The following is a 13,466-nucleotide window of genomic DNA, read 5'->3' as shown; positions in this document are numbered from 1 at the left end:
CAGCGCCTTTTTCTATTAAATGAGCGCTTTCAGCTTACTTAATATCCCATGACAATAAGCCTCTTCAAGGCAACTGCCGTATTGCTCAATCGCATATTTATCGGCGTTGGCGACTAAGTACCCTTGTCCGGCTTGCGCAAACATAGCGAAATCATTGGCACTGTCACCAAATGCAATCACAGCTTCCCTTGTGAGCGCTGTTTCATCGATAAGAAAAGAAACGGCTTGGTCTTTGCCACAGCAGATCGGGATAAATTCAACATCATAAGTATCTGCAGGATCACCTGCAGCAGGATTACAGCGCGTGAAGACAGCCCGTATATTTTTGTCTTTGGCGAGCTCTTCTATAAATGCAAAATCCTCAGCCATGTTGGGATTTTCAGGATAATAGAAACTGGCTTTATACGGCCCTTGATAGTCTTCAGGCTGTTTTTCCAGTGGCATACCGTTCTCTAATAGGGTATCCACAATTTCCCTTACTTTTTCTTGGTTGTACCCCGATTGCCTGATGCGCTCGGCCCAAGCTTCAGATGAGTGAAGCGAGCCATCTTTTACCCAGTAAAACTCAGTGCCAAGGCTACAACAGATAAAGTGTGGGCTACGTGAAATATAATCTGTGGACTTGCGCCAAGCTGAGCTCAGATTTGTGCCCGTCACCCAGCCCAAAAGAATGCCTTTATCTTCTGCGTGTGTATTGATATAGGCTTCCAAAGCAGCGATACCGCCGCGAGATTTGTCCCTTGTCCGAGGAATATACGTCTCGTCAACATCGCAGCAGACAATGGCTTTAATGACTTCCGGCTTAGGGAACTCTGCTGGCCAATTTTCTTGCAAAAGAGCACTTTCCTGCTTCTCTAAATGATCCATAAGCCCTCACTTACTGTGTGTAGAGATGAGTATTGTATGTTTTATTGCGGAGGTTATGGAAAGCTATGATAAAAAAGCCCAAACAAAGTAACCCCTACCAATGAATACAGAACTTAATGTCTTAGCGGTTTTGTACTCATGGTAGTGGCTGGATAAGACAGTACTGTACAAAGTACTGTCAGTTACTTTGGATTAACCTATTTCTTGCTCTTTCCGTTTGCTTTGATGTCGAGATCAACTGCGGCTTTGATTTTGCCTTCGTTGATTTCATACAGCGCACCGGCACGGCCGACCAGCAGAGGATCAATCGCGCCAATTTGCGCTTCATCTTTGCTCTCATACGGCAATTTATGTAGCAAGTAGCGCAGTGCGTTCAGGCGGGCGCGCTTTTTGCAGTCAGATTTGACCACGATCCACGGTGATTCAGCGGTGTCAGTATGGAAAAACATCGCTTCTTTGGCTTCGGTGTAGTCGTCCCACTTATCAAGTGAGGCCTTATCAATCGGGCTTAGCTTCCATTGCTTGAGTGGGTGCTGCTCACGTTCTTTAAAGCGGCGGCGCTGTTCGTCGCGGCTGACCGAGAACCACAGTTTGATCACAAAAATACCGCTGCGAATGAGATTGCGCTCGAAATCAGGCACTTGGCGCATGAACTCGGTATATTCATTGTCGTTGCAAAAGCCCATGACGCGCTCGACACCTGCACGGTTGTACCAAGAACGGTCAAATAATACGATTTCGCCTTTGGTCGGTAAATGCTGTACGTAGCGTTGGAAATACCACTGCCCTTGTTCTTGTTCGGTTGGTTTTTCAAGTGCCACCACCCGCGCACCACGTGGGTTCAGGTGCTCCATAAAACGCTTAATAGTCCCACCCTTACCGGCTGCATCGCGCCCTTCAAAGACGATGACCAAACGTTGCCCAGTCTCCTTAACCCATTTTTGTAGCTTGAGTAGCTCGACTTGCAAGTGATATTTCTGCTTTTCATAGGTCTTGCGGCGCATGCGGTTTTTATATGGGTAGACACCCTCGCGCCAATTATCGACCAGTTCATCATCAGACTTGACGCCCGTTTGTGCCATATTGGCCAAAGAGTGCTTAACGAATAGCTTATGCAATATTTCCAGATCATCTGGCGATGCACCTTCAAAAAAAGCATCAAGATGCTCGACCACTTCATCGAGCTTCCCGGCTTTCATGTCGCGCTCCAGTAAATCACGCAATGCCACCTCTTTGCGATCGAGTGCACGCTCAGATTTAGTGACAACCTCATGAGTTTCTACGTCACTGTCAGCCACGCGGTCAATTGTTTCGATAGGATCTTCTATGACACGTTTTTCTAAATTACTCTTACTGCGCTGACGGGTTGCTTGAGTTGTCTTTGCTTTATTTACCGGGGGCTTGGCCATGCCTTTCTCCTGATTATTTTATGATGATTGCTTATGGCAATTATAGCGTTTTCTGGATACTTTCGTTACTTTTTACCCACAAAAAAGTAATCTTTTTATGCGATCTGCGCTAAAGCTTGTTGGGTAGGTGGTTGCGGCCAAATTTGGCTTTCATACAGGCATAAATAAAACCCCACGTGGCTAGGCGTGGGGTTTTCAGTTTCCTGGCTAAAGGAAGCGTACTTACAAATTAAGCATCCAAGCCTAATTTGAGTGAACGCATTTTGTCGTGGCAGGCACGCATATCTGTCATAGTGGAGCGTAGCGCGGATTGGCAATCTGCAGGTTGCTCATCTTTAAGTGCTTTGCGGAACTCTTCCAAGACTTTATCTTCAACTTCTTCAAGCTGACTCACGTACGCTTTGTCATCATCTTGAAAGACGCTAAGTAGCTGGGTGAACTTCTCACGGATCGCAACAGCCGCAGAGCCATCATGCTCTTCTTCACCTTGCTCTTCACGTGCAAATGGCTGCAATGCTGAGATTGCTTTCTGCTTTTCGCTGATCATTTCCTGAAAAACGCTTTTGAGCTCAGAATTAGATACTTTCTCAATGCCTTTTTCATAGAATTTAATACCACTATTTAAAACTTCGATAATATCGCTGATATGATTTGGTTTAGTCATCATTAACTCCTGGTTGATGGTTCACAGTTAATATAGCAAAAAGGGAAAAAATAAATACGTACCAGGTATGACATTTTGTTTATTTAAATATTCAATTAAGATTATTTAATATTCATTTAAATTCTATTATTAATGCAAATAATCTTTATTATTAATTTTTATTTATAACGCAAGATTCATCAAGTGGTAAGATCAAGCTGGGATTTGTGTTCTGTGCTTGGGTTTTGTCAAGCTGGGATATAGCCTTTTCATTCCATCAAAATGTGGGGATTTAAATATGCTTCAGTATGCAGTTATCTTTTTCATTATTGCACTTGTCGCGGCAGTTTTTGGCTTTACAGGGATTGCGGCAGGTGCGGCAGGTATTGGTAAAATATTATTTATCGTTTTTCTGATTCTTGCTGTGTTATCTTTTATTTTTGGTCGCCGAAAATAAGTAATTCTTTTGAGTAATAAAACAATAGCCCCAAATGGGGCTATTGTTTTATTAAAATAGATGACCGTTTAATGTATTAATTTATCCATTAATTAGTTGCAATGCTTCTCGCATAAGTTTTTCGACTTTACCCATATCCCCTGCGTTTAATGCATCTTGTGGGCACATCCAACTGCCACCAATTGCAGCCAAATTATCCAGTGCTGCGTACTCAGCAAGATTTTTGGGGCTAATACCGCCGGTGGGCATAAAGCGCATATTAGGATAAACACTGGCGAATGTCTTGAGCATTTTTGCCCCGCCTCCCAGCTCAGCTGGGAAAAATTTAACGGTATCCAAGCCCAATGCCATTGCTGCTTGAACTTCGCTGGGCGTCATGATGCCGGGGATCATGACGACGTTCTTTTCTTGTGCGTATTTGACTAAATCGCTATTTAGCCCTGGAGAGATTAAAAACTGTGATCCTGCGTCGACTGCGTCATCGAGTGCTTCTTTGGTCAGCACCGTGCCTGCACCAACGATAATATTGATATCACTCTTGGCAATGGCTTCGATGGCACCTAAGCCAGCGGGTGTACGCAGAGTTATTTCTATAGCCTTCCCCCCCGGCGCGGGCAATTGCTTCGGCTAAAGGAACAGCTTGAGCCACATCATGAATCACGACAACTGGGACGATGGTCTTTTGTTCAAACAACGTTTTGTCCATTATATTCTCCAAAATTGCTGCAATCGGATATCTGCCTGCGCTATGCTACTACAAACACATGTTTCATCTCTCGCTTAGCTGGCGTAGCTTTTGATCATCACGAGGCCAAATTATTATGCTTGACGTTATTGGCGTCACCGCTCCAGTATATCTTTTGATTGCGCTGGGCTATATTTCCGTTCGTTTGGGCTGGGTAACCCCGGAAAATATACAGAGTTTAGGTGTATATGTCGTTAAGTTTGCCTTGCCGGGGTTGGTTTTCCACGCGATCTCGAGCCGTTCCATTGATGAATTAAATAGTATGACGTACGTATTTGCTTACGCTATTGGGTCTCTGTTGGCCTATGGCGTCAGCTTTGTGATTGCGTACTATATGCGTGGGCAGACATACGTTGCGTCTGCATTAAATGGCTTTGGCTCTTCATTTTCCAATACCGGATTTATCGGCTACCCCATTCTCGCGATGATTATCGGCCCTACAGCCGGGGTTTATCTTGCTTACAATGTCATGATTGAGAATATGATCATGGTGCCTTTATTTTTGATTATGGCCGAATCTGCCACGCAGAAAGGTAACCTCATGGAAAAGCTGGCAAGAATTGGCGTAGAGTTGTTTAAAAAGCCAATTATTCTTGGCATGTTGGCTGGAGTAGCCTTTGTGATCAGTGGTTCTTCGCCCCCTAAAATCATTGGTACGATTAGCGGCATGTTATCGGATACTGCTGCGCCACTTGCTTTGTTTTATATCGGCGGTATTTTGTACGGGCTGCGAATTCGTGGCTCTATCCCTGATATTATTCAAATCAGTATTGGTACGCTTTTTGTCCATCCATTACTGGTGTATTTGATGCTAGTGATATGTGGTGCACCTGAGGAAATGCGTTTTGCCGGTGTGCTCTTGGCAGCCGTCCCTGTTGGCAGTATGCTGCCATTACTCGGGCAGTATTTTGGTCATCAGAGACGCTGCGCAGCGGTTTTGATGATTGCCACAACCCTGTCGTTTTTTACCATATCCCTCCTTCTGCTCTTGATGAAACCATGAATAAACGCTTATTTTTACTCTTAACGGCGACCATTTGTACGTTCATTACGCTGTATATTCCGCAGCCGTTACAGCCGCAATTGGCAGAGCTATACGGCCGTAGTACTGCTGAAGGTGGGACGCTGACCACAGTCGCATTATTGCCACTGGCAATTGCCCCGATTTTTTATGGCTATTTACTCGGCAATATTCACCCTGCATCATTGCTTAGGTACGCTTTAATCGCCCTCGCCTTATCTAATGTCGCTTTTGCGACCATTCATGGCTTTGAATGGCTGTTGGTCATTCGCTTCATACAAGGTGCGTTGATTCCGATATTGATCACGGCGATCATCAGCCTGCTGCTTTATCAAAATGATCGTGTCCAAAAAACGCTGTCTCTTTATATCGCCTTTACCATTATTGGTGGCTTTCTCGGCCGATTCCTCTCCGGCATTTTTGATACATGGCTGGCGTGGCAGCTCTATCCCTGGCTAATTGCGAGTATTTTATTCGCTGTGGCAGTCATGCTACCTGCATCACCGCTCAACCAAGCAAAAGATGCCTATCAGCGCCCACAATTACAAGATCTGGTCAATATGCTGCGCCAGCGTACCGTACTGACTTATTACCTAATTATATTTGCGTTTTTTTCGTGCTTTGTCGGCTTGCTCAACTATTTGCCATTTATCCTCAAGCAGGCATTTCCCGACTCCAGCACCTTTACAGCCGGGCTGATGTACAGCGGCTATATCACTGGTGCAGGGATTGCCGTCATGGCAGAGCGAATCGTGCGGCGCTTTGGCTTGCGGCGTAGCCTTGTCTTTGCTGCAGTACTCTTTATTAGCGCGATGACGGTTTTATTTGGCAACAGCATCATCCTGACTTTTGTGGTGTTGTTTATTTTTTGTGCATCAATGTTCTTGCTGCACAGCGTTGCCATCGCCGAAGTGAACAAGCAGAGTCGTTACCCTAAGGCACTAACCAATGCGTTTTATACTGCTTTTTATTACTCCGGTGGCGTATATGGTTCATTCGTCCCCGGCATCGTCTATCAACACTACGGTCTTACCGCCTTTTTGCTGTTTCTCATGGGCACAGCAGGGCTGGGATTGATCGCTTTATTGAGCTTACCTAAAACCGCTTCATGATCAAACCTTTTGCTTTACTCGATAGCGCGGATCAAAACCGCGCTCGGCTTTATACGGACTTTCAATACACCACAGCGCTGACTGCCGCTGAGCTTGATCAGCTCGATACTTGCTTGGAGCGAGGGTGGTCGCAGGGCTTACATGCCTGCTTGATTTTGCCTTACGATTTTGGCCGTGACTTGATGGGTATTGCTGATAGTGGGTGTACGATGGAAGTCGCGTGGTACAAGCAACTGACGTACCTTGAGGATTGTGCGAACTGGCTCTCCAAGCAGCTAGATGATGATCAACCCGCAGGTATTATTGCCCCTGAACTCGCGATCAGCAAAACCGATTTTGACCAGCGTATTGCCGATATTCATGAATACATTCGTGCTGGCGAGACCTACCAAGTCAATTTCACTACTCATTGTGATTTCACTATTTACGGTCATCCATTGTATCTCTATGCTCAATTGCGCCGTGTACAACCTGCGCCATATGCTGCGTTGATTTATCATGGCGACGATCATTGGACGCTATCGCTCTCTCCTGAGCGTTTCTACAGCATTGATGGGCGTAAAATCATCAGTGAACCGATGAAAGGCACTGCGCCCATACTCGGTGATGGTCACGATGAAGCGCGTGCGGCAGCGCTCGCAGTGGACGTCAAAAACCGCGCAGAAAATGCCATGATTGTCGATTTATTGCGCAATGATCTCGGTAAAATGGCGCAATTGGGCAGTGTTACCGTTCATAACCCTTTTGCGGTAAAAGCGCATGGCAAGGTGTGGCAGATGACCACAGAAGTACACGCCGAATTGCGGCCAGATGCGACTTATGCAGATTTGATTCGCGCCACTTTCCCTTGCGGCTCGATTACTGGTGCGCCGAAATATCGCACCATGCAGCTGATTGATCAATTGGAAACAGAGCCACGCGGGCTTTATACCGGCAGTATTGGTTATCTCGAGCGTGACGGAAAAGGCTGCTTCAATATCACCATCCGCACCATGACCTTACACGGTCAACACGGGCGGCTTGGCGTCGGCGGTGGTATCACCATCGATAGCACAGCTGATGGTGAATACGAAGAGTGCCATTGGAAGAAAGCTTTTTTACAGCACATTGATCAGCCATTTCAGTTATTTGAAACGCTCGCCGTCACTAAAGGTAATGCGCCCCTTCTTGAAGCGCACCTCAAGCGCCTGGAGTGCAGCGCGCAAGACCTTGGCTTTACTTGTGATATAGCGGCAATACGTTCCGCTGTAGAGCACCATCTCAGTGAATATCAGGATCATTCCCGGCGCATGAAAATCAGCCTTTGGCAAAATGGGAAATTCGAACTCGAAAGCCATGACTGCCCCCCGTTGCCTGACGGACAAACCGCCATCATTCATCCTGAAACATTGCCCGATCACGACCCGTTACGTCGCTACAAAATCAGCCATCGTGCTGCTTACGATCAGGCGTGGCAACAGGCAGCAATGCAAGGTGCGTTTGATGCGTTGGTGTTCAACCAACAAGGATATTTGCTCGAAGGTGGACGCAGTAGCGTTTTTATTTGTGTCGATGGGCAATGGTACACCCCGGCACTTGAGCTCGATATATTACCCGGAATCATGCGCCAGCAAGTGCTCAATAACCCGCGACGCTGGCTTGGCTGCCCCCAGATACAAGAACACCGCATCAGCCGCGATATGTTAACGCAAGCGGATACGGTGTTACTTGGTAATGCTCTGCGCGGATTATTTCCCGTGCGTCTTGTCTGAGCTTGAAGGAGGTAACGTATTATCATCCTCTATGGCAGCAATTGATGCACTGGAAGGTGTCGTACCAGAGCGTTGATTTTCCAGCTCAGTGACGCGAGCTTCGAGTTCGGCAACGCGCTTTTCGGCGCGTGCCAACAAGCGCTCTTGCTGGGCAAATTCTTCGCGTGGTACCAAATCAAATTGCGCCAATTTTTCACTGATCACGCCGCGCACCATCTGCTTGGCCTCGTCGGTCATTGGGCGAATAGACTCAGGCAGATTTGCCTCAATTTGGCTGGCAATAAATGCAAAAGGATTTTTTTTCATCATAGGATAATTCCGGTTCGGGTTTGCTGAAAGTGTATCACGAACAGGTGTAATCCAATGATCTTGTCATAGAGCAAAAAAAACCCCAAGCAAATGCTCGGGGTAAATCATCATGAGGCAATGTGACAGATTGCTTTCGCGCTCCATCGACGCTAATGATAATGCTTCTAATCTTTACGGGCAAGTATTTTTTGAGAAAAATCAGCCTGAGCGCATAGCCTAAAAAGACTTTAATCAGAACCTTTTCCGTACTATATTGTTTTTAATGAGTTTTTCAAAAGATAAAGCTTGCATTGTAAAAAAGGAGTATTTATACTGTGCGCATTGGCAAGTGACAGAATCGGTAATAGCCGACTAAATAAAATCCCTCCATTTTTCAGCAGCGTCCCCTCGCTGCTTTTTTTTGCCCAAATTCCTTTTCGTATTTCTTCGCTATGAAGCAGTATTTTTGCTAGAATTTAAAACAAACAATTGTTTTTAAAAACTGTTTCTTCTCATAAAACTACATATAATTTGTAGCGGAAATTCCTGAACATATGAAGTACTTAAAATTATGAATTTAACCAACAACCCCTACTTACTAAATTACCTTTCTTTTGCGATGAAGTCTGCTTCCATTGGTGGATTAATATTTTTTTTACCTTTGACTGCGCTAGGGCTTGCCGGTGATGGTACTGGCGCAGCATCTGGTGTAAGAGTGCCTTTAGATAAGGTCTGCTTTTTAGATAAGTATGATCAGCGTCTCATTTGTGGCAAAGCCAGCATTGATATTGAGGCTAAAAATTCGATTGCTATAGGTAATGGTGCAGAAATTACAAAGAATAGTCAGAATTCAATAGCAATTGGTAGTGCTACTCAGAGTTTAGGCACTGATAGTATTGCTCTGGGTCATGGTGCGCAAGCAAATGGACCTCATATCACTGCAGTAGGGGCATATGCGGGAATACACAGTAATGGAGTAACTAATTTTGGTACCTTTGTTGGCTTCCAGGCTGGGCAAGGCGCTAATGGTAGCGATAATGTTCTTATAGGGCATTTAGCAGGTGAGTCAACAAAAGGTACAGCCAATATTTCTTTAGGCCAGCAAAGTGGGCAACAGTTGCATGGGGATCATAATATTTCTATCGGGTATCGTTCTGGAGAGTCTGCTCAGGGTAGTAATAATATTGCCGTAGGCCGTGAAGCTGGTGTATCTACCCAAGGTTATAACAATATTGCAACAGGCTTTTATGCAGGGCAAAGAACCAACGGAGAGTACAATCTTGCATATGGCTATGCAAGTGGTAAGGACGTAGATGGAAACTACAATATTGCTCAAGGCTTATATGCTGGTCAGTCAGTCTTGGGTAGCGCTAATATCGCTGACGGTGTCCAGGCCGGAACAACTGTTAAGGGACACCGAAACATAGCTACAGGCTTCAGAGCTGGTCAAGAGATAGAAGGGAATGATAATGTTTCGATTGGCAGTAATAGTGGCACCAGTAGTGGAGTAATTAACCACTCCACCAGTATAGGTACTTCTAGCCAGGCGAGTGTTAATACGGGTGTTGCTCTTGGCGCATATTCTCATGCTGATCGCAAGGCACTTAATGATAGAAGCGTTAAAACGTCATCAGGGGAAATAGAGCTCAATAACTCTCCTGATACTGTATTTGTCTTACCAAATGCGACGAAAACGGATATCCAGAGTGTCATTGATACGGTTAAAGGTGATTTGGCTGCAGTCTCCGTGGGCTCTTACGATGAAGCAACTAAAACACGTAAAACGAGACAAATTACTAATCTTGCCGCCGGCTCGGAAGATACGGATGCGGTCAATGTCGCGCAGTTACGCTCTGCAGTTGGGGCAATTGGTAGCCCATCAGGTGGTAATACGACGATCATTTACCAAAACCCTGTCAACATAACAGCAGGAGATAACATCGAAGTTATTAAAACTCCTAGCGGCAATGTGACTGAGTTTGAAATTAAAACCAAGCCAGTTGTCACCTATGAGCAGGTTAATGTCGGTGACACGGTGATTAACCAGCAAGGCATTTATGCCGGTGATAAAAAAATCACTGGAGTGGCTGATGGGCGTATAGCACCAAACAGTAGTGATGCAGTCAATGGTGGGCAACTTCACGATGCATTGAGTATCGTAAACGGCAAAATCGACAATATTGATCAAAAATCCAAAGCAGGTACAGCATCTGCTGTTGCATCAGCAAATATTCCACAAATTTATTTGCCAGGCAAAAGTGCGATAGGTGTTGGTCTGGGGACTTATGAAGGAGAACAAGCTATTGCCATCGGCGTTTCCAGTATCAGTGATAATGGTAAATGGATCATTAAAGGTTCTGTGAATGCCAACAGTACGGGCAAAGGTGCAGGGCTTGGTGTGAGTTATATGTTCTAAAAGTTCGTGTCACTAGCGGCAAAGCTTGCCGCTATAGCATGAATTACTTACACTGCCTTGATCTACCCTGATCAGGAAAATGCTGTGATCTGTTGCTTTGATACTTATGCTTGTACTGATGTATTTTGGCGTATCTGTGCTTGCCGATGAAACCACTGCAAGGTCCATATGCTTATCATGCTGATGCAACCGTTTGGTTTCTCGCAGATATTCATTTAAGTGAACAGACCCCGGATATTACCGCGGAGTTTGAGGCGGCAATTGCGGATTTGGCTGCGCAACGCCCCGCTGCTGTGTATATCCTTGGTGACTTATTTGATTATTGGTTGGGCGATGATTTAACTACCGCATTTCACGAACAGATCGCCAAGACCATTCATACACTGGCCGATGTTTGCCCCGTTTATTACCAGCATGGCAATCGCGATTTTCTGATTGGTGAGGATTATGCTGCGTTGTCTGGCATGGCTTTGCTGCCTGAAAGGCAAGTGATTCTTTTGGGTGATCAGCACGTTTTACTCGAACATGGTGATCTACTCTGTACGGATGATGTTGGGTATCAGCGTCTGCGCCGGGTTTTACGCCATCCGTTGACGCAAAGCCTGTGGCGATGCCTGCCCGTTACACTCAAGCGCCGGATTGCCACTCGGCTACGCAAGGAAAGCAAGCAGCGCGGCGCACGTAAAGATCAGAAGATTACTGATGTTAATCCTGATGCGGTTAATAATTCGTTGCAATCGCAACAATCTAGCGTGCTAATTCATGGTCACACACACCGCTGTAATACCCATCATCACACGCAAGGCGTACGCTACGTCTTGGGTGATTGGCACCCTTGGGGTATGATGTTGCGTTATGCTCACAAAACGTTCACGTTCGTGAGTTCTACTGACTTATGAGGAACAACAATGGAAAATACATGCCGCGACATCATGATCGCCAATCCCAAAACATTGGCACCCGAGCAAACCTTGCATGAAGCGTTAAGCGCTATTCATAACAGCGGTATGCGTTACCTGCCCGTTGTTGATAGCAATGGTAATTTTGTCGGTATTTTTTCCTCAATTAAGTTGCTTGAGCGCCTATTGCCCAAATCGATCAGTATCAATATGGGGAGTAAAATGGCGGATCTGAACTTCATGAAAACCAGCGTTGAAGAGCTGCAAGAGAAGTTTGATACGCTTGGGCACGAGCCGGTAAGTCAGCACATGATCACCAGTGACATTCCAACTTGCTCACCGGATGATTCAATCATGGAGGCTATTTACATTCTGCATCAGCACCATGCGCACGTCATTGTTACCGAAGAAAATAGTGATCGCTTTATTGGCGTTATTACAATTAACGCCCTACTCGATCGCCTCCAACCACAACCAACTGCCTGAGATTCCCCATGCACAGCGAACTTTCTCATAGCGCCATTTTTGGCCTTAACCCCATGTGGCTCTCAGCCGCAATACTTATTGTCGTTTATATTGTCCTCATCACAGAAAAGATAAACCGTGCTGTCATTGCGCTGCTCGGCGCATTCTTGATGATTTACTGCGGCCTACTCAACCAGACGCAAGCTGTAGACAGTATCGACTTCAACACCATATTCCTCCTGATCGGTATGATGATGCTGGTCAATATCACAGCCAAGACCGGTGTATTCCAATATGTGGCGATCAAATCAGCCAAGACGGTTCGTGCTAATCCAGTTGGGATATTGGTCATGCTTTGCGCGATTACGGCTATTTTTTCGGCACTGCTCGATAACGTCACCACCGTTTTGCTGATCACGCCGGTTACCCTACTGATTACGGAGCAGCTTGGCGTCAAAGCATTTCCGTATCTGTTTGCCAGCATCATCGCCTCGAATGTTGGTGGCACGGCAACCATGATTGGTGACCCACCAAATATCATTATTGGCTCTGCCACACACCTGACTTTTATGGACTTCCTCATACATATGGCGCCGATTGCGATCATCATCATGCTCGTTGTACTCGCCATTTTTTGGTTGTCGTTCCGCAAGAGCTTGAGTGCTTGCCTGAAGGCGCGTGCACGTATCATGCGCTTTGATGAAAATGATGCGATAACTGACGTTAAGCTGCTGAAAAAATGTGCGGTGGTTTTCTCGCTCGTTCTGCTTGGCTTCTTTGTTGGTCATAGCCTGCATATTGAGCCGGGCACGGTCGCCCTTTCGGGAGCAGCATTACTGATGCTGATTGCCTATGGTCATAAGCCAGCTGAGAAACAAAGTGAAGACGTCCACCACACCTTTGCAGAGGTTGAGTGGATCACCATTTTCTTTTTCCTCGGTTTGTTCATGATCGTTGGCGCTGTTGAGCACTCTGGTTTGCTCAGCGTTATGGGACAAAAGCTGATTGCTGCGACTGATGGTGATCCACAAAAAATGGCCTTTTCCGTATTGTGGGTATCGGCAATCCTATCGTCATTCCTCGACAACATTCCGTTTGTTGCGACCATGATCCCATTGCTTGAAACAGCCTCAACCCATGTCGGCCCTGACCAGTTTGATCCGGTCTGGTGGGCGCTTGCACTCGGTGCGTGTCTTGGTGGTAACGGTACCCTGATCGGTGCCAGCGCCAACTTGACCGTTGCTGCTTTTGCTGAAAAAGCCAAGCAGCCAATCGGCATGGTGCAGTTTGCCAAATGGGCATTCCCATTAATGATCATCACCGTTGCGCTTGCGCATGTTTATTTGTGGTTGCGTTACTTCTAACATCCACGCTGACAAATAAAAAGCCCCAC

General features: G+C 45.9%; 13 protein-coding genes. 8 read left to right on the top strand and 5 right to left on the bottom strand.

Features of this window, described 5'->3' with window-relative positions:
* Positions 1-15: 15 nt before the first annotated feature.
* The 3 genes from KRX19_02250 to KRX19_02240 all read right to left on the bottom strand — a co-directional run bounded on the left by KRX19_02250 (position 16) and on the right by KRX19_02240 (position 2,940).
* Positions 16-867 carry an HAD-IIB family hydrolase gene (locus KRX19_02250; GenBank protein ID MBV7433834.1) on the bottom strand — a complete coding sequence of 284 codons (852 nt, stop codon included), beginning with the start codon at positions 865-867 and terminating at the stop codon, positions 16-18.
* 197 nt (positions 868-1,064) lie between these two features.
* Positions 1,065-2,276 (bottom strand): polyphosphate kinase 2, encoded by a 1,212-nt coding sequence (ppk2, locus tag KRX19_02245; GenBank protein ID MBV7433833.1) that lies wholly within the window; start codon positions 2,274-2,276, stop codon positions 1,065-1,067.
* A gap of 229 nt (positions 2,277-2,505) precedes the next feature.
* The gene (locus KRX19_02240; protein MBV7433832.1) at positions 2,506-2,940 is read right to left on the bottom strand and encodes a PA2169 family four-helix-bundle protein; all 435 of its coding nucleotides are present in this window, start codon (positions 2,938-2,940) and stop codon (positions 2,506-2,508) included.
* Positions 2,941-3,217: 277 nt separating this feature from the next.
* Between KRX19_02240 and KRX19_02235 the strand changes: the two genes are divergently transcribed.
* Entirely contained in the window at positions 3,218-3,376 is a 159-nt protein-coding gene (locus tag KRX19_02235) for a DUF1328 domain-containing protein (GenBank protein ID MBV7433831.1), read from the top strand.
* Between the two features lie 81 nt (positions 3,377-3,457).
* Here KRX19_02235 and eda read toward each other — a convergent pair whose 3' ends face one another.
* Positions 3,458-3,994 carry a bifunctional 4-hydroxy-2-oxoglutarate aldolase/2-dehydro-3-deoxy-phosphogluconate aldolase gene (gene eda, locus KRX19_02230; GenBank protein MBV7433830.1) on the bottom strand — a complete coding sequence of 179 codons (537 nt, stop codon included), beginning with the start codon at positions 3,992-3,994 and terminating at the stop codon, positions 3,458-3,460.
* A 203-nt stretch (positions 3,995-4,197) separates the two neighbouring features.
* On the opposite strand from eda, the gene KRX19_02225 reads away from it, so the two are divergent.
* Genes KRX19_02225 through pabB form a run of 3 tightly spaced genes read left to right on the top strand, consistent with a single transcriptional unit; the run spans position 4,198 to position 8,005 of the window.
* Positions 4,198-5,124, top strand: a complete 927-nt coding sequence (locus KRX19_02225; GenBank protein MBV7433829.1) for an AEC family transporter — start codon at positions 4,198-4,200, stop codon at positions 5,122-5,124.
* On the top strand, positions 5,121-6,254 hold the full coding sequence (locus KRX19_02220; protein MBV7433828.1) for an MFS transporter: 1,134 nt from the start codon (positions 5,121-5,123) through the stop codon (positions 6,252-6,254). Before KRX19_02225 ends, KRX19_02220 begins: the two co-directional genes overlap by 4 nt.
* Positions 6,251-8,005: an aminodeoxychorismate synthase component I gene (gene pabB / locus KRX19_02215; protein MBV7433827.1), complete on the top strand. Its 1,755-nt coding sequence runs from the start codon at positions 6,251-6,253 to the stop codon at positions 8,003-8,005. The genes KRX19_02220 and pabB overlap by 4 nt, the downstream gene beginning before the upstream one ends.
* Here the strand turns inward: pabB and KRX19_02210 are convergent.
* Positions 7,982-8,311 carry an accessory factor UbiK family protein gene (locus KRX19_02210; GenBank protein ID MBV7433826.1) on the bottom strand — a complete coding sequence of 110 codons (330 nt, stop codon included), beginning with the start codon at positions 8,309-8,311 and terminating at the stop codon, positions 7,982-7,984. The two genes, pabB and KRX19_02210, sit on opposite strands and share 24 nt — an antisense overlap.
* A 553-nt stretch (positions 8,312-8,864) precedes the next feature.
* Here KRX19_02210 and KRX19_02205 point away from each other — a divergent pair.
* From KRX19_02205 to KRX19_02190, 4 genes are all read left to right on the top strand, one after another.
* Positions 8,865-10,709: a YadA-like family protein gene (locus KRX19_02205; GenBank protein ID MBV7433825.1), complete on the top strand. Its 1,845-nt coding sequence runs from the start codon at positions 8,865-8,867 to the stop codon at positions 10,707-10,709.
* 146 nt (positions 10,710-10,855) lie between these two features.
* The gene (locus tag KRX19_02200) at positions 10,856-11,608 is read left to right on the top strand and encodes a UDP-2,3-diacylglucosamine diphosphatase (protein MBV7433824.1); all 753 of its coding nucleotides are present in this window, start codon (positions 10,856-10,858) and stop codon (positions 11,606-11,608) included.
* A gap of 9 nt (positions 11,609-11,617) precedes the next feature.
* The gene (locus KRX19_02195) at positions 11,618-12,094 is read left to right on the top strand and encodes a CBS domain-containing protein (GenBank protein ID MBV7433823.1); all 477 of its coding nucleotides are present in this window, start codon (positions 11,618-11,620) and stop codon (positions 12,092-12,094) included.
* A gap of 8 nt (positions 12,095-12,102) precedes the next feature.
* Complete coding sequence (locus KRX19_02190; protein MBV7433822.1) at positions 12,103-13,437, top strand: ArsB/NhaD family transporter; 1,335 nt, start codon at positions 12,103-12,105, stop codon at positions 13,435-13,437.
* Positions 13,438-13,466 lie beyond the last annotated feature (29 nt).

The organism is Cardiobacteriaceae bacterium TAE3-ERU3 (assembly GCA_019218315.1).
Taxonomy (GTDB): Bacteria; Pseudomonadota; Gammaproteobacteria; order Cardiobacteriales; family Cardiobacteriaceae; genus JAHUUI01.
This window is presented reverse-complemented; position numbering and strand designations above follow the sequence as displayed.

Coding starts and splice junctions, on each gene's coding strand:
- KRX19_02250 (MBV7433834.1), bottom strand. CDS start 867: ATGGATCATTTAGAGAAGCAGGAAAGTGCTCTTTTGCAAGAAAATTGG.
- ppk2 (MBV7433833.1), bottom strand. CDS start 2,276: ATGGCCAAGCCCCCGGTAAATAAAGCAAAGACAACTCAAGCAACCCGT.
- KRX19_02240 (MBV7433832.1), bottom strand. CDS start 2,940: ATGACTAAACCAAATCATATCAGCGATATTATCGAAGTTTTAAATAGT.
- KRX19_02235 (MBV7433831.1), top strand. CDS start 3,218: ATGCTTCAGTATGCAGTTATCTTTTTCATTATTGCACTTGTCGCGGCA.
- KRX19_02225 (MBV7433829.1), top strand. CDS start 4,198: ATGCTTGACGTTATTGGCGTCACCGCTCCAGTATATCTTTTGATTGCG.
- KRX19_02220 (MBV7433828.1), top strand. CDS start 5,121: ATGAATAAACGCTTATTTTTACTCTTAACGGCGACCATTTGTACGTTC.
- pabB (MBV7433827.1), top strand. CDS start 6,251: ATGATCAAACCTTTTGCTTTACTCGATAGCGCGGATCAAAACCGCGCT.
- KRX19_02210 (MBV7433826.1), bottom strand. CDS start 8,311: ATGAAAAAAAATCCTTTTGCATTTATTGCCAGCCAAATTGAGGCAAAT.
- KRX19_02205 (MBV7433825.1), top strand. CDS start 8,865: ATGAATTTAACCAACAACCCCTACTTACTAAATTACCTTTCTTTTGCG.
- KRX19_02200 (MBV7433824.1), top strand. CDS start 10,856: ATGAAACCACTGCAAGGTCCATATGCTTATCATGCTGATGCAACCGTT.
- KRX19_02195 (MBV7433823.1), top strand. CDS start 11,618: ATGGAAAATACATGCCGCGACATCATGATCGCCAATCCCAAAACATTG.
- KRX19_02190 (MBV7433822.1), top strand. CDS start 12,103: ATGCACAGCGAACTTTCTCATAGCGCCATTTTTGGCCTTAACCCCATG.